Source organism: Halogranum amylolyticum (genome assembly GCF_900110465.1).
Classification (GTDB): domain Archaea; phylum Halobacteriota; class Halobacteria; order Halobacteriales; family Haloferacaceae; genus Halogranum; species Halogranum amylolyticum.
In genome coordinates this window covers 430,752-448,994 of record NZ_FODV01000003.1, presented here as the reverse complement: position 1 = coordinate 448,994, position 18,243 = coordinate 430,752, and the positions used below count along the sequence as shown (strand labels likewise).

Annotated in this window: 20 protein-coding genes and 1 tRNA gene; 8 read left to right on the top strand and 13 right to left on the bottom strand. The window is 67.4% G+C overall.

From position 1 onward, the window contains the following. Window positions 1-28: 28 nt before the first annotated feature. From BSG17_RS08315 to BSG17_RS08300, 4 genes are all read right to left on the bottom strand, one after another. Window positions 29-658: an IMPACT family protein gene (locus BSG17_RS08315; protein ID WP_089822888.1), complete on the bottom strand. Its 630-nt coding sequence runs from the start codon at window positions 656-658 to the stop codon at window positions 29-31. 60 nt (window positions 659-718) lie between these two features. Continuing rightward, a complete protein-coding gene (locus tag BSG17_RS08310) occupies window positions 719-1,246 on the bottom strand; it encodes a DUF4188 domain-containing protein (protein WP_089822886.1) in 528 nt (175 codons plus the stop codon). 137 nt (window positions 1,247-1,383) lie between these two features. Continuing rightward, complete coding sequence (locus BSG17_RS08305; RefSeq protein WP_089822885.1) at window positions 1,384-1,833, bottom strand: hypothetical protein; 450 nt, start codon at window positions 1,831-1,833, stop codon at window positions 1,384-1,386. Window positions 1,834-1,911: 78 nt separating this feature from the next. Beyond that, window positions 1,912-2,412 (bottom strand): TrpY family transcription regulator, encoded by a 501-nt coding sequence (locus tag BSG17_RS08300; protein WP_089822883.1) that lies wholly within the window; start codon window positions 2,410-2,412, stop codon window positions 1,912-1,914. Between the two features lie 143 nt (window positions 2,413-2,555). Between BSG17_RS08300 and BSG17_RS08295 the strand changes: the two genes are divergently transcribed. Then, window positions 2,556-3,182 (top strand): hypothetical protein, encoded by a 627-nt coding sequence (locus BSG17_RS08295; RefSeq protein ID WP_089822880.1) that lies wholly within the window; start codon window positions 2,556-2,558, stop codon window positions 3,180-3,182. Between the two features lie 40 nt (window positions 3,183-3,222). On the opposite strand, the gene BSG17_RS08290 is transcribed toward BSG17_RS08295, so the two are convergent. The 3 genes from BSG17_RS08290 to BSG17_RS08280 form a co-directional block, all read right to left on the bottom strand. Next, window positions 3,223-4,041, bottom strand: coding sequence for an ABC transporter permease (locus BSG17_RS08290; RefSeq protein WP_089822878.1), 819 nt, complete (start codon window positions 4,039-4,041; stop codon window positions 3,223-3,225). Beyond that, complete coding sequence (locus BSG17_RS08285) at window positions 4,038-4,961, bottom strand: ABC transporter ATP-binding protein (RefSeq protein WP_089822876.1); 924 nt, start codon at window positions 4,959-4,961, stop codon at window positions 4,038-4,040. Before BSG17_RS08285 ends, BSG17_RS08290 begins: the two co-directional genes overlap by 4 nt. A gap of 134 nt (window positions 4,962-5,095) precedes the next feature. After that, window positions 5,096-5,365 carry a DUF7967 family protein gene (locus tag BSG17_RS08280; protein WP_089822873.1) on the bottom strand — a complete coding sequence of 90 codons (270 nt, stop codon included), beginning with the start codon at window positions 5,363-5,365 and terminating at the stop codon, window positions 5,096-5,098. 141 nt (window positions 5,366-5,506) lie between these two features. Between BSG17_RS08280 and BSG17_RS08275 the strand changes: the two genes are divergently transcribed. From BSG17_RS08275 to BSG17_RS08265, 3 genes are all read left to right on the top strand, one after another. Then, window positions 5,507-7,243 carry an excinuclease ABC subunit C gene (locus tag BSG17_RS08275; protein ID WP_089822871.1) on the top strand — a complete coding sequence of 579 codons (1,737 nt, stop codon included), beginning with the start codon at window positions 5,507-5,509 and terminating at the stop codon, window positions 7,241-7,243. Window positions 7,244-7,282: 39 nt separating this feature from the next. Continuing rightward, a complete protein-coding gene (locus tag BSG17_RS08270) occupies window positions 7,283-7,558 on the top strand; it encodes a hypothetical protein (protein ID WP_089822868.1) in 276 nt (91 codons plus the stop codon). A gap of 84 nt (window positions 7,559-7,642) precedes the next feature. Then, window positions 7,643-7,870, top strand: a complete 228-nt coding sequence (locus BSG17_RS08265; RefSeq protein ID WP_170864755.1) for a phage holin family protein — start codon at window positions 7,643-7,645, stop codon at window positions 7,868-7,870. Here the strand turns inward: BSG17_RS08265 and BSG17_RS08260 are convergent. Both BSG17_RS08260 and mdh read right to left on the bottom strand, forming a co-directional pair. Further along, complete coding sequence (locus BSG17_RS08260; protein WP_089822864.1) at window positions 7,854-8,825, bottom strand: CPBP family intramembrane glutamic endopeptidase; 972 nt, start codon at window positions 8,823-8,825, stop codon at window positions 7,854-7,856. The genes BSG17_RS08265 and BSG17_RS08260 overlap by 17 nt on opposite strands. Window positions 8,826-8,905: 80 nt before the next feature. Further along, window positions 8,906-9,820, bottom strand: a complete 915-nt coding sequence (gene mdh / locus BSG17_RS08255; protein WP_089822862.1) for a malate dehydrogenase — start codon at window positions 9,818-9,820, stop codon at window positions 8,906-8,908. Window positions 9,821-9,966: 146 nt separating this feature from the next. Between mdh and BSG17_RS08250 the strand changes: the two genes are divergently transcribed. Then, window positions 9,967-10,656: an Sjogren's syndrome/scleroderma autoantigen 1 family protein gene (locus tag BSG17_RS08250; RefSeq protein ID WP_089822860.1), complete on the top strand. Its 690-nt coding sequence runs from the start codon at window positions 9,967-9,969 to the stop codon at window positions 10,654-10,656. An 11-nt stretch (window positions 10,657-10,667) separates the two neighbouring features. Here BSG17_RS08250 and BSG17_RS08245 read toward each other — a convergent pair whose 3' ends face one another. The 3 genes from BSG17_RS08245 to BSG17_RS08240 all read right to left on the bottom strand — a co-directional run bounded on the left by BSG17_RS08245 (window position 10,668) and on the right by BSG17_RS08240 (window position 13,751). Then, complete coding sequence (locus BSG17_RS08245) at window positions 10,668-13,145, bottom strand: DEAD/DEAH box helicase (protein ID WP_089822858.1); 2,478 nt, start codon at window positions 13,143-13,145, stop codon at window positions 10,668-10,670. A gap of 97 nt (window positions 13,146-13,242) precedes the next feature. Beyond that, window positions 13,243-13,365, bottom strand: coding sequence for a hypothetical protein (locus BSG17_RS28225; RefSeq protein WP_280141162.1), 123 nt, complete (start codon window positions 13,363-13,365; stop codon window positions 13,243-13,245). A gap of 140 nt (window positions 13,366-13,505) precedes the next feature. Then, window positions 13,506-13,751 carry a ferredoxin gene (locus BSG17_RS08240; RefSeq protein ID WP_089822856.1) on the bottom strand — a complete coding sequence of 82 codons (246 nt, stop codon included), beginning with the start codon at window positions 13,749-13,751 and terminating at the stop codon, window positions 13,506-13,508. 117 nt (window positions 13,752-13,868) lie between these two features. Here BSG17_RS08240 and BSG17_RS08235 point away from each other — a divergent pair, with 117 nt between their 5' ends. From BSG17_RS08235 to cgi121, 3 genes are read left to right on the top strand one after another with little or no spacing between them, the layout of a single operon-like run. Further along, on the top strand, window positions 13,869-14,915 hold the full coding sequence (locus BSG17_RS08235) for a YihY/virulence factor BrkB family protein (RefSeq protein ID WP_089822854.1): 1,047 nt from the start codon (window positions 13,869-13,871) through the stop codon (window positions 14,913-14,915). Between the two features lie 47 nt (window positions 14,916-14,962). Further along, window positions 14,963-17,413: an ATP-dependent DNA helicase gene (locus BSG17_RS08230; RefSeq protein WP_089822852.1), complete on the top strand. Its 2,451-nt coding sequence runs from the start codon at window positions 14,963-14,965 to the stop codon at window positions 17,411-17,413. Beyond that, window positions 17,410-17,910: a KEOPS complex subunit Cgi121 gene (gene cgi121, locus BSG17_RS08225; RefSeq protein WP_089822851.1), complete on the top strand. Its 501-nt coding sequence runs from the start codon at window positions 17,410-17,412 to the stop codon at window positions 17,908-17,910. Before BSG17_RS08230 ends, cgi121 begins: the two co-directional genes overlap by 4 nt. 165 nt (window positions 17,911-18,075) lie before the next feature. On the opposite strand, the gene BSG17_RS08220 is transcribed toward cgi121, so the two are convergent. After that, a tRNA-Gln gene (locus BSG17_RS08220) sits at window positions 18,076-18,148 on the bottom strand. Between the last annotated feature and the right edge of the window lie 95 nt (window positions 18,149-18,243).

Genomic DNA, 18,243 nt, shown 5'->3' with positions numbered 1-18,243 from the left:
TCGCCTCCGCTCTTCTCTCGACTCTCTGCTATTCGATTCCGACCCGACCGCTCGTCGCACTCCGGAGTCGGTCACGTAACTCGTCGGCCTCGTCGACGGGGACGCGCACTTCGAAACGGACGTCCGCCTCGTAGGTCGCGTCGAACTCGACGCCGGTGCTCTCCAGGATGCCGCGGACCGTCCCGGAGTCGTCGTACTCGGCGACGACCCCGAACCGCTCGTGTGGCAGCTCCTCGACGACGCCTGCGGCGTCGACTGCTTCCTTGACGGCGCGGCTGTACGCCCGGGCGAGCCCGCCGACGCCGAGGTTCGTCCCGCCGTAGTACCGCGTGACGACGGCGACGACGTTGCGGAGCTCCTGTTGGACGAGCACGTTCAGCGCCGGCTTTCCCGACGATCCGGTGGGTTCGCCGTCGTCGCTCTGGTACTCCCGCAGCATCACCTCGCCGGGCGCACGTCGACTGGAGGCCTCCCCGGCGGGGACGCGGTAGGCGGGGACGTTGTGCGTCGCCTCGGGGTGGAGGTCTCGAACCTCGTCGATGAACGCCTCCGCCTCCTCGACGGTGTCGGCGGGGGCGACGTAGCCGACGAACTCCGAGCCCTGTACTTCGAAGGATGCCTCGGCGCGGCCGGCGACGGTGCGGTAGGCGTCTGTCATACTCCGGCGGAGGTGGGCCGCGAGGATAAGTCCTCTCGAAAGACGGTCACGGGGGACGCGTCAGTAGTCGGTCGGCGGTGTTCCGTCTTCGTCCACCGGCAGGTCGTCGCCCTGAGTTCGGCCGAGTCGCCCTGCTGCGGTCTCGAACCGTCCGGACGCAGGCACCAACTCGGCGACATCTCCGAGACCGAACGGTGGCATATTGTTGTAGACGGCCTCGTACTCGCCGTCTCTGACGAGGAACGTCTCGTGCCAGATACCGACGTCGCCGCTGCTGCCGACCTCTCGGTTGAATCGCTTCCACGCCGGGAGATGCTCGCCATCCGAATCCCGTGCGTACTGCCGGAGATGCTCGAACGAGCGCCAGTACTGGGTCAGCATGTGGTTCCGGACACCGAAGTGAGTCTGGTATCCGAGGAGACCAGACTCCGGGTCCGCGTCGAGTTCGCGTAGCATCCGTGGCATGGCGAGAAACACTGGGAGCCACTCGTGGACCTTCCAGAACGCGTTGATTCGGATGCCGATTCGAAACACCACGAAGTCGCCGTCGATCTGTGCGGTCATTCGCTCCGAGACGATTCGCGGCATACAGAACTCACCGTACGCACGACATGGAGGCCCAGTTAGATATAGACTAGCAACCGGAACACATCCCGTCTGTATCTAGTCGACTCAGAGACAGCAAGCGACCGAGACGCCGGGTACTCACAGCCATCCGACCGGACTCACTCGCTCTGGCGACCGTACCCGCCGACGAGCAGTCCCGCGAGCGACCCCGCGCCGACGAGTTCGACGACGATGGTGAAGAAGGCGAGCGGGTCGTCGACGAAGTGCTCGACGACGAGCGAGACGGGCGACCCGTGGCTGTGGCCGCCGGGGACGGTTCCGCCGTGGTCGCCCAGATGCCACCAGACGTATCCGGCGACGTAGCCGAGGAGGACGAGGACGCCCAGCGCCAGCAGCGGGCGGACCGCTCGGTCGAAATAGAGTCCGGCGACGACGACGAGAAGCAAGAGCGCAGAGGGGACGAACAGGTAGCCGCGCGGGTCGAAGAACTCCAGGCGCGGGAGGTAGACGGCGAGCAGCGGGACGCCGACCCAGAGGTGGACGAGCGCGGCGACGAGCGTCCCCTGCACGCCGAGGAAGTGGAGCACCGCTTCGGTCGTGTCGTTCATACTCCCGCTGCAAAGCGGAGAAACAAGAGGCTGTCTATTCTGCCGAAATCGAGTGGTACACGCCTCGAAAGCGGGGTATTAGAACTCGATCTTGCGGACGAACGGGAGACTCCGAATCTCGACAAGCAGGTCGCCGGGGATGGGGTCGTCGGTGACGACGTAGAGTTTCGGGTCGTCGGTGAACTCGGGGTCCTCGCTGACCGTCTGGCGGATGCTGATACCCGCGTCCGCGAGCATCGACGTCACCGTCGCGACGATGCCGGGTTGGTCGGCGTCTTCGACTTCGACGGTCAGGACGGTCAGATCGAGGACGGGAGCGAGATCCATCAGACTCGGGATCGAGGAGATGTTCTGGAAGATGCGCTTCAGTTCGGGGTCCTCGAGGATGGCGTTCGTCGTCGAGTCGACGACGCGGCGGTCGACGCCGATCTCGCGGGCGATGCCGGTGTTCGGGATCTCGATGCCGCCGGAGACGACGCGCCCCTCGTCGTTGACGGAGAACCCCCGTTCGAGCAGTAGCCGGATCACTGCCTGCTGACTCGGACTCCCCTCGAACTTCCCCATGATCTCGTCGAACATTCGTACCGTGAAGGTGGGCCAGCGGGTGGTTTAATCATGTGGGTGTGAGGGCCGTCCGTCGCGACCGGTCGCTGCCGGGCGCTACCGGCTCTCGTCCCCGTCGACCACCCACACTTTTCGCCCCCACCTGCAATCACTCGGTCATGCGAGAAGTTCAGTCGTGTGACTTCTGCGGCGACGACGCGGTCGGGACGTTCGAGGTCGTCCCCGACGACCTGTTCTCCTCGGACACCGACCAGCGCCGTGTCGCCCTCTGTGACCACTGCCGGACGACGCTGGAAGGCGTCCTCGAACCGTTCATCCGACGCGACGCCGACGCCGTCGTCAACGACGAGGCGGCCGACGCCGAACCCACGGTGTCCACGACCGAGGCCGATGAGACTGGCGCAGACGACGCCGACCGCTCGTCGACCAGCGCCGCCGTCGATCCGACCGCCCGCGCCGAGGGGATCGCGATCGGCCGGGAGGGAGACTCGGAGACCGTCGAGGGCGGCGAGACCGACGAAAGCGACCCGCTGTCGACCGACGACGGGGTCGGCGTCGTCGACGAGGACGCCGACGAAGCGTCCGAGATCGGCGAGGAACCCGACCAGTTCCGGACGGTGATGCGACTGCTGAGCAATCGCGAGTTCCCCGTCGACCGCGCGGCGTTCGAGGAGTTGACCGCCGGGGCCTACGAACTGGAGGACGAGCACGTCGCTCGCATCGTCGATCACGCCGTCGACCGCGGCGTCGTCGTCGACGACGCGGGGACGTTGAAGAAGCGGTAGGTGAGTCGGAGAACGAGCGGAGCGAGCGGGCCGCGGCCGCTCAGAGGTCGGCCCGGTCGAACGCCCAGAGACCGAGCAGCGGCGGGATCAGCAGCCAGCCGAACAGCATCGCCAGCGCCGCCACCTGTAGGCTCACGTCGCCGCCGGTGAACAGCTGGTCGTTGAGGAACGCTCCCGAGACGATCTTGAACGACCCCGTCGGGTTCAGCAGGCGGATCATGCGGAAGATCTCCTGTCCGGTCAGCGGAACCCAGCCGGGGACGCCGCCGCTGAGCTGCAGGTAGATCTGCAGCGGGAACTGGACCGCCCCCCACAGCGGGATGAAGAGGAGGTAGAGCCCCATCGCTCCCGCCGTCGCGAGTTGCTGAGAACGCATCGCCGCCGAGAAGCCGACGGCGATGCCGACGAAGACGGTGCCGAGGAACGCCGTCAGCAGGATGTAGCCGACGTACGACCCGGCGTCGAACTGCAGCGGGCCGACGGCGAGCAGCAGCGCCGGGAGGACGAACCCGATGACGATCGGGGCGGCGATGGCCGCCGAGCGACCGAGCACCTTCCCGAACACGACGTCCGCCCGGGAGTGCGGCAGCGAGAGCAGCAGTTTCAGACTGCCGCTCTCGCGCTCGCCGACGATGGCGCTGTAGGCCATGACGAGCGCGATGAGCGGGATCAGCGTGGTGACGAGCGTCCCGCTGATCGCGCCGAGGATGGCGTTCGAACTGAACGTCCCACCTCCGGAGGGGCGGACGACGTAGGCGACGCCCGAGGTGAGGAGCACGAACAGCGCGGTTAGTCCGAGGAGCCACCACGAACGGACGGCATCCTCGAAGTCCTTTCGGGCGACCGCCTGCCAACTCATGCGGTGACCTCCTGTCGGTCGTCTTCGGTGTACGAGAGGAACAGATCCTCCAGCGACGCCTCGGTCGTCTCGAAGTCGTGGACCGTCACGCCGCGTCCCTCCAGCGTGGAGAGCACCTGCGTCTTGACGTCGCTCTCACAGGCGACGACGACCGTGCCGCCGTCGGTCGACGCCGACTCGACGCCGTCGATGGCGCGGACGGCGTCGAGGTCCTCACTCGACGCGCTGTCGACCGTGATCTCCAGTCGCGCCTCGCCGCCGGCGGCGTCGCGGAGCCCCTCGATGCTGTCCTCGGCGACGAGCGCCCCCTCGCGCATGATCCCGACGCGGTCACAGACCGCCTCGACCTGCCCGAGCACGTGCGAGGAGAAGAACACCGTCGCACCCCGGTCGGCCTCCGTGCGGACGATGTCGCGCATCTCTTTCGCCCCCGCGGGGTCGAGCCCTGAAGATGGTTCGTCGAGGATGAGCAGGTCGGGACTGCCGACCAGCGCCATCCCGAGTGCGAGTCGCTGGCGCATCCCCTTCGAGTAGCCGCCCGCCTTCCGGTCGGCGGCGTCGGCGATGCCGACTCGATCGAGGATCTCGTCGGGGTCGTCCGCGGCCTCCTTCGAGCGGACGGCGAACTCGACGTGTTTGCGACCGGTGAGGCGATCGTAGACGTCGAACCCCTCCGGGAGCACGCCGGTCCGCTGGCGGACGGCGACGCTGTCTCGCTGAGCGTCGTAGCCGAGGACGCGGACGTCCCCCGTCGTCGGCCGGACGAAGTCGAGAACCATGTTGATCGTCGTCGACTTCCCGGCCCCGTTGGGACCGAGGAAGCCGAACACCTCGCCCTCGGGGACCGTGAGGTCGAGGTCGTCGACGGCGGTGACGTCGTCGTAGCGTTTCGTCACGCCGGTGAGTTCGATAGCGGCCATGGTTGCGGGTTGTACGACGACGGCATAAAGGGTTTAGGTCTCCGAAGCGCCAACAGATTGATAGCGACGAGCGAGTCGAGCCGGCACGAGACCGCCGCTCGCGGGGGATTCGGAGAGGCGAGAGGACAGTCGATCTACACCTCTTCGTCGGGGTCGTAGCTCTCGGCCATCCGCTCGGCCTCCGTCTGGTAGCGCTCTCGCGTCTCGTCGTCCGGCGTGTCGCTCACACGGTCGGGGTCGACGTCGATGGCGGCGGTCGCGGCGCTCCCCCGCTGGTGCATCATCGTCGCCGCGATCTCCTTCTGGAGCATTCGCTCGCCGTCGGGGGTCGCGTAGACGAGCGTGATGAGGTTGCGGTCGTCGTAGGTTCGCTCGACGAGCCACAGTCGGACGGTGTCGGTCATACCACCCCGTTCGACCAACGGCCACTTAGCGCCGTTGGTGGGTCTCCCCGCGCAGTCCTTCGACCGTCGGCGTCGAGAGAAGACGGTGAACGAACGGGGACGACGTCAGCCTCAAGCCCGTTCGGATGCAAGCGTCGGGAGATGGATGTCACCGAGGTCCGCGAGCGGGCGAACGACCTCCCACGGGACTCCGGCGTCTACCAGTTTCACGAGGGCGAGACGGTGCTCTACGTGGGCAAAGCGGTCGACCTCCGGAGTCGGGTTCGCTCCTACGCCGACCCGCGGAGCGACCGCATCCGACGGATGGTCGCCCGCGCGGACCGCATCGAGTTCGCCGTCACCGACACGGAGACGCAGGCGCTCTTGCTGGAGGCGAACCTCATCAAACGCCACCAGCCGCGGTACAACGTCCGGCTGAAGGACGACAAGTCGTACCCGCTGGTCCAACTCACGTCGCATCCGGTCCCCCGCATCGAGGTCACTCGCGACCCCGACGAGGCCGCGACGGTGTTCGGCCCCTTCACCGACAAGGGTCGGGTCGAAGTCGTCGTCAAAGCCATCCGAGAGACCTACGGCCTCCGCGGCTGTTCGGACCACAAGTACGCCAACCGCGACCGCCCCTGTCTCGACTACGAGATGGGTCTCTGTAGCGCGCCCTGTACGGACGAGATCGGGGAAGCCAGGTACGCCGAGGACGTCGAGAGCGCGGTCCGGTTCTTCGAGGGCGAGACGGGCGTGCTCACGGACCCGCTCCGGCGGGCGATGGAACAGGCGTCGCAAGAACAGGAGTTCGAGCGCGCCGCCAACCTCAGAGACCGCCTCGACGTCGTCGAGTCGTTCCACGGCGGCGGCGGAGAGGCGGTCTCCGCGCAGTCGAACGAGCGCGCGGTCGACGTGCTCGGGGCCGCCGTCGAGGGCGAGCGAGCGACGGTCGCGCGCCTCCACAGCGAGCGCGGTCAGCTGGTCGACCGCTCGCGACACCGCCTCGACGCACCCGAGGACAGCGAGGGGGGCGTCGCCGAGGTACTCGCGGCGTTCGTCGTACAGTACTACGCCGAGCGCGAACTGCCCGACGCACTCCTCCTCTCGGAGCGCCCGGACGACGAGGAGCTGCTCGCGTGGCTCGACGCCGAGGGCGTCACAGTGAGAGTGCCGGGTGCGGGCCGCGAGGCGAAACTGGTCGAACTCGCGCTGAAGAACGCTCGTCGCGGCCCCGGACGGGGCGACGAACTCGGCGCGCTCTCCGACGCGCTCGGTCTCCCTCGCGTCGAGCGCATCGAGGGGTTCGACGTGAGCCACGCACAGGGGAGGTCCGTCGTCGGCAGCGACGTCTGTTTCGTCGAAGGGTCTGCGGAGAAGGCAGGGTATCGGAGAAAGAAACTCACCGAGCGCAACGACGACTACGCCAACATGCGCGAGTTGATCCGGTGGCGCGCCGAGCGGGCCGTCTCGGGGCGCGACGACCGACCCGACCCGGACCTGCTTCTCATCGACGGCGGCGACGGCCAACTCGGGGCGGCACAGGACGCGCTGGACGAGGTGGGCTGGGACGTCCCCGTCGTCGCGCTGGCGAAAGACGAGGAACTCGTGATTACGGACACACAGGTCCACAACTGGCCGAAGGACGCCCCGCATCTCCACGTCCTCCAGCGCGTCCGCGACGAGGCCCACCGCTTCGCCGTCCAGTACCACCAGACGCTGCGGGACGACGTGCAGACGGTGCTCGACGACGTGCCCGGCGTCGGTCCCGAGACGCGGAAGCGACTGCTCCGACGGTTCGGTAGCGTCGAGGGGATTCGCACGGCCTCCGTAGAGGACCTGCTCGACGTCGACGGCGTCGGCGAGAAGACCGCCGAGGCCGTTCGCTCGCGACTGTAGGGCCAACTTTCTTCTCGGTCACCGAGAGAGTAGGGGTCGATGGCCGACGCCGACGACGCCGGAACCGACGACTACGTGCGACTCTCCGAAGAAGCGCTCCGCGAGCTGATCCGGGAGGAGGCGCGTGTCGTCGCCCGCGAGGAGACGAAGCGGACGAGGAGCCTCTTCGGGAGCATCGTCGCGGGACTGTTCGGTTTCGTGATCCTGGGGCAGTCGCTCGAGGCCGGCGGGGCGCTGACGACGGTGCTCGTCGGCGTCGGCACGCTCGTCGTCGCCGCCGGCGCGGGTGTGTCGAGTTTCTTCGGCGGCGATTGAGCGACCTAGACTGAACGACCTACACTGTACGGTTCCGACCGACCGACGATGGGTTTTTGCGCGACTGCCCCGTCGTCGGGAGCGATGCCCTCCTCCGACCTCTCTACCGACGACGTGCGCGAGATCGCACGCGAGGAATCACGGAACGCGGTCCGGGCGGAGCTGAGAAGTCTCGGCTACGGCGTCGTCGGCCTCGTCGTCGGCCTCGTCGGCTTCCCACTGCTGCTGGCTGCGCTGTTCTCGGGGAACCCGGCGCTCGCAGCCGTCGTCGTGTTCGTGATCGTCGCCGTCGTCGCTACTCTGCTGTGGTAGCGTCGCCGGCGACGTCTCTGGACGGCGGCGTCCCCGCGAACAGTTCGCTCTTCCAGAGGAGCCACGCGGCCGCGGCCGTCCATCCGAAACCGCCGACGATGCCGAGCGGCGTCGGCCCGAGCAACGGGGTCGGCTGTCCGGCGACGAACAGCGCGCCGATCGCGGCGACGGCGTTGATGGCGCCGTGGCCGACTGCGGCGGGCCAGACGCTCTCGCTTCGGAGCGTCACCCACGCGAGGAACACGCCCGTCGTGAGCGTGAACCAGCACATCGCGAGACAGCCCGTCCACGGCGCGCCGGGGTAGCCGAAGCCGTAGTTGTAGCCCATCGCGACGAGCGGCCAGTGCCACACCCCCCAGATCAGGCCGACGAGAAGCGTCGCCCGCCGCGTGCCGAGCGGCAGCAGTTTCGGCAGGAGGTAGGCGCGCCAGCCGAGTTCCTCGCCGAACGCGAAGAACGTGTTGACCAGCGGGCCGATCGTGACTGCCGAGACGAGTTGGACGGCGACGAGCGTCCACGGGTCGACAGCGACGTCGCCGCCGGTGGCCCCCCGAACCGCCTCCGCGAACGTCGCGAGCTCGGGGTCGAAGCTCGCCGGGAAGCCCGCGAAGTAGACGACCGCACCGACGAGTGTGAGGAGGACCGGTCCGAACCAGGCGGCGGCGTAGACGCCGAGTGAGCTACGGAGGCGGGGGCGGAGCCACAGGTCGGTCCACCCCTCGCCCGTGAGGTGCCGGGCGACGACGCTGCCGACGGCGGGCGCGAACATGTACGTCGTCGGGAGGAGGACCGCTGCGAGCGTGACGCCGAGCCCGGAGAGGAGTTCGGGGCTGTCGGCGAGCCCGCCGGTGACGTAGATAGTCGCTGCAGTCGCCCACGCGACGCCGTAGGCGACGAGGAGGAAGACCGCGACGCGTCGCGTCTCGACGGACCTATCGTTCGAGTGACGAGACATGCCACTACAGAGACCAGCGGCGAGCAAAAATCGTCGGGTGGAGTGTCGGCGGTCGTTCGACGATGGGGCGTCGAGGCCGCTTACGCGATCTCGTCGTACTGCTCGCGGAGTTTCTCGGCGGCGTCGTCCATCAGTTCCTGCTCGTAGTCGTCGAGGTCCCACTCGACGACCTCCTCGATGCCGTTCGAGCCGAGTTTGACGGGGACGCCGAAGGCGGTGTCCTCGTAGCCGTACTCGCCGTCGAGGACGAGCGACCCGGGCAGTACCTCGCCCGTGTCGCGCAGGATGGCCTCGACCATGTGGGCGACGCCGGTCGCCGGCCCCCACTGCGTCGCACCTTTGCGGCTGATGACGTCCATCGCCGACTCCTGGAGGTCGCCGAGGATCTCCTCGCGCTCGTCGGCGCTGAACTCGGGGTCGCGACCGTCGACGCGGACCTTCGAGAACACGGGCACCTGTGCGTCGCCGTGTTCGCCGAGGATCGTCGCTTCGACGTTCTTGACGGGAACGTCGAAGCGCTCCGAGAGGACGTAGCGGAAGCGCGCCGAATCGAGGCGGCCGCCGAAGCCGATCACCTCGTGGCGGTCGCGGTCGCCCGCCTCGTAGAGGTGGCGGTTGAGCAGGTCGACCGGGTTCGACGTCGTCACCGAGACGAAGTCGTCGTTGTACTCGGCGAGCGACGATCCGATGTCCGCCATGATGGGCGCGTTGTCGCCCGCGAGGTCGATCCGCGTCTGTCCCTCCTTGCGCGGGATGCCGGCCGTGATGACGACGACGTCCGACCCTTCGGTGGCCGAGTAGTCACCCTGTCGGACTCGCGTGTTCGAGTCGTAGGCGATGCCGTGGTTCGTGTCGGCCGCCTGTCCGACCGTCTTGTCCTCCATGTCCGGGATGTCCACGAAGACGAGTTCGTCGACGACGTCACGGAGCGCGAGGTTGTATCCTGCGGCGGCACCGACCGTCCCTGCGGCGCCGACCACGCTAACTTTCGTCATACCACATGAACTTCCCCGCGGATTCCGATTAAACGCTTCGGAACGGGCGGATTCTCGGGGGTTTCTCCGCCGTCGGCCGGGTACGACAGCTGTCGACACGCCCTCGTCCCGTTGTCTTTTTCGACGCGAGGGACGAGAGATGTGGTATGAGCGAGTTCGACAAGGAGGCCGAACGGGAGAAACTCCGCGAGAAGTTCGCGAAAGACGAGGAGAAACGCAAGAGCACGAAGCGGATGAGCGAACTGCTGTTGAAGGGAGCGACGATGACGAACCGTCACTGCAACAGCTGCGGCGACCCCATCTTCCGATTCGACGAACAGAACTTCTGTCCCTCCTGTCAGGACGCCGAGGTCGCCGGCGGACAGATCCGACTCCGGAATCCCGAAGGTCGAGGGGGGGCGGACGGACGGCCGACGGGCGAAGCGACTGAGGCGACCGAAGCGACTCAGACAGCCGACTCCGTCGGCACTGGCGAATCGGCGACCGAAACGCCCACACAGACGACGGCACCGACACGGACCGCCGACCCGACACCGGGGGCTGACGACGGCGACGAGAGCGAGACCCCCGTCGAACCGACGCAGCCGCCGGTGTCGACAGTCCAGACGCCGACGTCCGAAACCGAAACCGCGACCGAGACGCCTGCAGAGGCGACGACGCCGAGCGCGCCGACCACGTCCGACGGTTCGGACCTCGACGCCGCCCGAGCGTCGCTCCGCCGGACGGTCACGCGCTACGCCGAGGAGGCCGAGCGGACCGACGACCCCCGTCGCGCCCGCGAACTGCTCGCCGCCGCTCGCGAGGCCGCCGAGACGCTCGCCGCGCTCCGGCGGTAGTCCCGAGACCGTCAGTAGTCGCTACCGACGATCTCGCGGATGCGCTCGGCGGTGACGTCACCGACGCCCGACACCGCAAGCAGGTCGTCTTTCGGCGCGATCATCACGGCCTCGACGCTTCCGAAGTGCTCCAGCAGCGACTGGGCTGTCACCGGACCGATGTCGGCGATGGACTCGACGACGTACTCCTGTTGTTCGGCCAGCGTCTTCGCGCTCTTCTCGCCGTGGGCGCTGACGGTACGCTCGCGTTTTGTCTGCTCGCGGGAGGCGATTACCTCCAGCAGGTCGGCAGTGTCGCCCTCGTCTTCGGTCCGGAGGACGCTCGCCCCGTAGTCGACGGCGAGCGACGCCAGCGCGCCGCGGATGGCGTTCGGGTGGACGTTGCGCTCGCCGTAGAGCTCCTCGCCCTCGACGACGACGACCGGGCGGGCGTAGTGTCGCGACATGTCGCGCACCTGCTCGAACATCGAGCGGTCGCCGCCGGTCAGCGTGTCGAGGAAGTCCGCGACGGACTTGCGCTCGACGGCGACGCGGTCCGAGAGGACGTAGTCGCCGACGGCCAGCGTCTCCAGTCGGGTGTGGACGCCCTCGCGCTGTGAGAGGTCGCGGGCGATGTTCGAGTCGAGTTCCCGCTGGTCGACGACGATCTCGACGACCTCCTCCTCGGGGTCGCTCTCGGCCGTAGCGACGACGGTGTCGTCTTCGCCGTCCGTCTCGGCCTCGTTCTCGACGGTCGGGTCGCGCTCGTCGTCCCCGTCGCCCGCGTCGCTCCCACTCCGGTCGGTCGCGTCGAGACCGTCTTGCGCCTCGGCGGACGCGTCGGTCTCCTTCGCCTCGTCGAAGTCGGCCAGTCCGGGCTGGAGGCGCTTCTCTCGGCTCTCGCCGCCGTCACCGTCCTCTCCGAACTCGCCGAGGGACTTCTGGCTGTCGTCGAGCTGTTGCTCCAACTCGTCGGCGGCGGTCTTCAGCTTCTGGAGTTCGTTCTCCATCTTCGACTCTCGGCGGCGTGAGATCCAGAAGTACACCTCGTCGCGGGTATCCTCGGCCATCAGGACGATCACTCGCCCCTCAGTTTGCCGGCCGGTCCGGCCCTTCCGCTGGATGGACCGGATCGCCGTCGGCACGGGTTCGTAGAACAACACGAGGTCGACCTCGGGGACGTCGAGCCCCTCCTCGGCGACAGACGTCGAGACGAGCACCTCGAACTCGCCGTTTCGGAAGGCGTCGAGCGTCTCCTGCTGCTCTTTCTGGCTCATCCCATCGGAGCCGTCTTTGTTCCCCTGTCCGACGAACCGCTGTGTGGAGAACGACTGCGAGAGAAAGTCGGTGAGCGCCTCGGCAGTGTCTCGGGATTCGGTGAAGACGATGACGCGCTCGCCGTCGTTGATTCCTAACGTTTCGGCGAGCAGGATACGCGTCTTCGAGAACTTCGGGTGAAGCGCGTCGAACGACTCGGCTTTCCGCATCGCCTCGCGAACCTTGGGTTCGGAGACGAGTCGCTGGCTGGCTTTCGACGCACCCGACGAGCGGGCGGCGTTGCGTTGCCGTTCGAAGTAGCGACGGACGGACTCGACGCTCTGCGTCTCGACCAGTTCGACCGCGCGCCGCAGTTTCATCACCTCGGCGTGGACGGACATCCCCTTGTACCCCTCCGACTGATCGTTGTCCATCATCTTCCGGAGTTTCCCGCGCATCGCGTTCAGCTTCTTCTGCGAGAGATCCGGTTGGGTGGTGCCGCTGACACCCAGCTCCTTGAGCTGCTCCAGTCGGTCGACGATGACCTCGTTGAGCGCGTCGCGGATCTCGAGGATCTCCTCGGGGAGCTGGATCTGCTCCCAGGTGACGTCGGTGTCGTAGGTGTGCTCCGCGACGTCGGCGTCGTCTTCGGTCATCACCGCCACCTCCCTGAGTCCGAGGTTCTCACAGACCTCGAGGATCGACTCCTCGTCGCCGCCGGGCGAGGCGCTCATCCCGGTGACGAGCGGGTCGGCGGCGTCGGCGTGGTAGCGTTCGGCGATGTAGACGTAGGCGTAGTCGCCGGTGCCGCGGTGACACTCGTCGAACGTGAGGTGGGTGACGTCGCGGAGGCTGACGCGGTTACCGACGAGGTCGTTCTCGACGACCTGCGGGGTGGCGATGACGACCTTCGCGCTCTCCCAGAGCTCCGCGCGGTCGTCGGGTCGGACTTCGCCGGTGAAGACGACGATGTCGTCGTCGGGGATCTCGAGCGCCTCGCGGTAGAACTCGGCGTGCTGTTGGACCAGCGGTTTCGTCGGCGCGAGAAAGAGCGACTTGCCGCCGACCTCCTGGAGGCGCTCGGCGGTCAGGAGGAGACTCACCGTCGTCTTGCCGAGGCCGGTCGGCAAGCAGACGAGCGTGTGGTCGTCGCGGGCGGTACCCGCCAGTCGTAGTTGATACAGTCGTCGCTCGATGAACGCCGGGGCGAGGAGGGGGTGCTCGACGTACGCGACGTCGTCCGTGGCGGCCATTGGGCGTGGTTCGTCGTCGTCGTGGATAAGCGTTGGCGAAGCGCGGTGAAAGTGAAACGAACCGAAGGGGCCGGAGCGTCGTCTGTCGACGACGGGGTCAGTTGGCTCGGTCTAGCGGTCGGTCGTGCGGGATCGCGTCGGGGTCGTCGACGCTGTCCGGAACCTCCGCGTCGATGAGATCTGCCCACTCTGCGATCCGATCGCGTGTCTGTTGACTCATGCTCTCGCCCTCGGAAGGTGTATCTCAATCGAGATATATAACGGTTGTGTCGGTGGAGAGACAGACGGTCGATACAGCGCCGTTTCGTCCGACAGACAGCCGACGCGTGGCCGACGCGGAGCGGCGAGAGTGGGGGTGCGTCAGGGGACGAGCTGTTCGCCGTCGTCGTCGTAGACGGTGATGGCGTCGACGGGGCAGACGCGAGCGGCGAACTTCGCGTCGAACTCGGCGTCTTCGGGAACCTCGCGGACGAACAGCTGCTCGTCGACTTCCTCGGCTCCCTCGAGGTCGGCCTTCCCGTCGTCGAGGTTCTTCACGAAGGCGTCCCACTCGTCGACACACTGGAACATCCCGATACAGGTCTCGCGGTCGTACTCGATCCTCATACCGCGAGCGTTGGACCGTCGATTACAAAGCAGTGGCGACCCGCGGGGTCGCGCGAGACGGAGTCGACGGACGGGACGGCCACCGCGTTGATTTGCGGTCGACGAGAAGCCGACGGTATGCCAGACGGAGCCGGGGTCGTCGCGACCGTGAAAGCCGTGGGGTCGGAGTTCGCGGAGAAGAACGTCACGTTCATGGCCGGAAGCATCGCGTACAACGCGTTCGTCTCGCTCGCGCCGCTTCTGGTTGTGCTTCTCCTCGCGGTCCGGTTCTTCGAGAGCGGCCTGGAGAGTCAGGTCATCAGCCTCGCGGACCGGTATCTGACGCCCGGTGTCAGCGGCGTCGTCGAACGGTTCGTCGAGAGCGACGCGGGCGGGACGGGGGCGTCGGTCGTCGGAGTCGTCGTAGCGCTGTGGGGGTCGCTCAAGATCTTCCGGAATCTCGACACCGCCTTCTCGGAGATCTTCGAGTCCGAGGCCGGAAACGGGTTCGTCGACCAGCTGCGTGACGGCCTTGTCGTCCTCGTCGCACTGCTCGTGGGCGTCGTCGGAATGGTACTCGCGACCGCCGCCTTCGCTTATCTGGAGTGGGTTCCGTTCGTGGGGCTACTCAGCCCCGTGTTGCTCCTTGTCGGCCTCTGTGTCGCCTTCTTCCCCCTGTTCTACGTCTTCCCCGACGTCGACCTCGAACCGCGCGAGGTCGTCCCGGGCGTCGTCGTCTCGGCGGTCGGGTGGGCGCTCCTGCAGGCGGCGTTCCAGGTGTACGCGATCGCCAAGGGGTCGTCGGACGCCGCCCTGCTCGGGACGCTCATCCTCGTCGTCACGTGGCTCTACTTCAGCGGTATCGTCCTCCTGCTCGGTGCGGTCGTCAACGCCGTGTTGACGGGGAACGCGGGCGACCTCGTCGAGCATCGGCTGCGTGCGTCGGCGACGACCGAGACCGAGCGCGAACTGTCGACCGACGAGGCCGCGTCGTACCTCTCGGAACTCCGGACGGAGCTCACCGGGCGATACGAGGGGATGCGCGCCGACGGAGACCGGGGTCGGCGTCGCCCCCGCCCGACCGGTGAACTCCGAGTCCAAGAGCAGTCGCTCGCCGGCGAGGACGACCCGCAGTGGGAGGTGACGCTCCGGTACCCGTACGAGGGGGACGAGACGGACGGGTGAGCGCCCGTCCGACAGTTTAAACCGAAGCACGGTCCTACCTCGCCGCAATGAACACAGCGGACCTGCACGGCCTCCCGCCGGGGGTCCCCGAGCACCTCCGGTCGGAGGGGATCGAGGAACTCTACCCCCCGCAGGGCGAGGCCGTCGACGCCGGTATTCTCGACGGCGAGAGCGTCGTCGCCAGCGTCCCCACCGCGTCGGGCAAGACGCTCATCGCCGAACTCGCCATGCTCTCAGCGGTGCAACGCGGCGGGAAGGCGCTCTACATCGTCCCGCTCCGCGCGCTCGCCAGCGAGAAGAAAGCCGAGTTCGAGCGCTGGGAGGAGTACGGCGTCACAGTCGGCGTCTCCACCGGCAACTACGAGTCGTCCGGCGAGTGGTTGGCCTCTCGTGACATCATCGTCGCTACCTCGGAGAAAGTCGACTCGCTCGTCCGCAACGGCGCCCCGTGGGTCGAAGACCTCTCCTGTGTCGTCGCCGACGAGGTCCACCTCGTCGACGACCGCCACCGCGGTCCGACGCTGGAGGTGACGCTCGCGAAGTTGCGGAAGATCAACCCCGGTCTCCAGACCGTCGCACTCTCTGCGACCGTCGGCAACGCCGACGAGGTGGCCGACTGGCTCGACGCCGAACTCGTCCAGTCGGAGTGGCGACCGATCGACCTGAAGATGGGCGTCCACTACGGCAGCGCCATCAACTTCGACGACGGGAGCCAACGCGAGGTGCCCGTCGAGCGCGGCCAGAAGAAGACGGCCGCGCTCGTCGACGACACGCTCGACGAGAAGGTCGACGGACAGGGCGGGTCGTCGCTCGTGTTCGTCAACTCCCGGCGCAACGCCGAATCCGAGGCGCGACGACTCGCCGACGTGACGAAGGGCCACCTCACCGGCGACGAACGGGACGACCTCCGCGACCTCGCCGCGGAACTCCGGGACGTCTCCGACACCGAGACGAGCGACGACCTCGCGGACGCCGTCGCGAAGGGCGCGGCGTTCCACCACGCCGGCCTCGCCAGCGAACACCGCGCGCTCGTCGAGGAGGCGTTCCGCGACCGACTCATCAAGGTCGTCTGCGCGACGCCGACGCTCGCCGCCGGCGTCAACACCCCGAGTCGCCGCGTCATCGTCCGCGACTGGCGACGCTACGACGGCGAGTTCGGCGGGATGAAACCGCTCGACGTGCTCGAGATCCACCAGATGTGCGGCCGCGCCGGTCGACCCGGACTCGACCCCTACGGCGAGGCCGTCCTCCTGGCCAAGGATTCGGAGACGATGGACGAACTCTTTGACAGATATATCTGGGCCGACCCCGAAGACGTCCAGTCGAAACTCGCCGCCGAACCCGCCCTCCGGACCCACCTGCTCGCCACCGTCGCCTCGGGGTTCGCGAACAGTCGACAGGGACTGCTCGACTTCCTCGACCAGACGCTCTACGCGACGCAGACGACGGAGTCGGGTCGGCTGGAGACGGTGACCGACACCGTCCTCGCGTATCTGGAGGCGAACGGCTTTATAGAACGGGAGGACGACACCATCAGCGCGACGGGTATCGGCCACACCGTCTCGCGACTCTATCTCGACCCGATGAGCGCCGCCGAGATCATCGACGGGCTGCGCTACGCCGCGGACAACCGCGTCGAGAAGCTGCGAGCCATCGAGGGCGACGGCTCGGCGACGGCGTCGCAGTCGTCGAACGAGGGTCGGCAACCCGACGAGACGACGGGGTTCACCACCGCGAGCGACCTGCAGGCCGAAGCCGGGGACGACGCGGACGAGGCGAACGACGGCGACGAGACGGGCGATCCCGACGAGTTCGACACCACCTACCCGACGCCGCTCGGCCTCTATCACCTCGTCTCGCGGACGCCGGACATGTACGAGCTCTACCTCAAGTCCGGCGACCGCGAGACCTACACCGAGCTCTGCTACGAACGGGAGGCGGAGTTCCTCGGACGGACGCCCTCCGAGTACGAAGACGTCGCCTTCGAGGACTGGCTGGCCGCACTGAAGACGGCGAAGCTCCTCGAGGACTGGGCGAGCGAGACCGACGAGGACCGAATCACCGACCGCTACGGCGTCGGTCCCGGCGACATCCGCGGGAAGGTCGACACCGCCCAGTGGCTCCTGGGGGCTGCTGAACAGCTCGCGGGCGACCTCGAACTCGGTAACAACGTCGCCGTCCGCGAGGCCAAGAAGCGCGTCGAGTACGGCGTCCGCGAGGAGCTACTCGACCTCGCCGGCGTCCGCGGCGTCGGCCGCAAACGCGCCCGACGGTTGTACGAGGCGGGGATCGAGTCGCGTGCCGATCTGCGGGAAGCGGACAAAGCGGTCGTGCTCGCTGCGCTCCGCGGTCGGCGGAAGACCGCCGAGAACGTTCTGGAGAACGTCGGTCGACGCGATCCGTCGATGGACGACGTCGAGGCGGACAGTTCGACCCGCGTCGCCGTGGGGACGAGTGAAGACGAGGACGGGCAGGCCACGTTCGGTGATTTCCAGTGAGACTCGTCGAAGCTGTCGCCGAGGTCGACGACGTCGGCGCGTTCGTCGAGCAAGTCGGAGCGATCGCCGACGAGTTCGCGGTGACGGTACAGGTGTTCGACGCCCGCTACGTCGTCTCGCGACGCCATCTGGAACGGGCCGTCGAGTTGGCCGACCGCGCTATCGACCGTGGAGAGAACGTCGCCCGCGACCGTGCGGTCGAGATCCTCTGTTACGCCGCCGGCCGCCGGCAGATCGACCAGGCGCTGACGCTCGGCGTCGACGTGGGACGGACGCCGGTGGTCGTACTCGTCGACGCCGCCGATGAGGACGCCGACGAAGCGGCGGCCGCGTCGGCGCTGATCGACTGCCTCGAGTCGGCCGAGACGCTGGGCGACTACGACGAGACGCTGGTTCGAGAGTACTTCGAGATCACGGAGACGGAACTCGCAGCGACGGCCGGAAGCCTGGAAGACGTCGTCCTCGAACGGGTCGCCCTCCTCGACGTAGAAAAGTAAGTTTCGATTCGGTTCGACCCCTTCGTTTCGACTGGAGACCGGAAGACTGCGTCGGGGGTGGCGGGCGAGGATTGCGGGTGTTCGGGACTGAGTTGGCGTAAAAGTCGACCCGTCGAGGGACGGTTCGGTGACGAACCAGTCGCTCGATGCGTGAGAGTGAGAGAATAGTTCCACCAGGATTCGAACCTGGGTCGTTGCCCCCAGAAGGCAACAGGATTGGCCACTACCCCATGGAACTTCGTTCGCACCAGTATCTATCGCGGGAGACTTCTTAAGTATTGCGTGATAGCCGGACTGTGCGCCCCGCTGGCAAACAGTCCGAACGTGCACAAA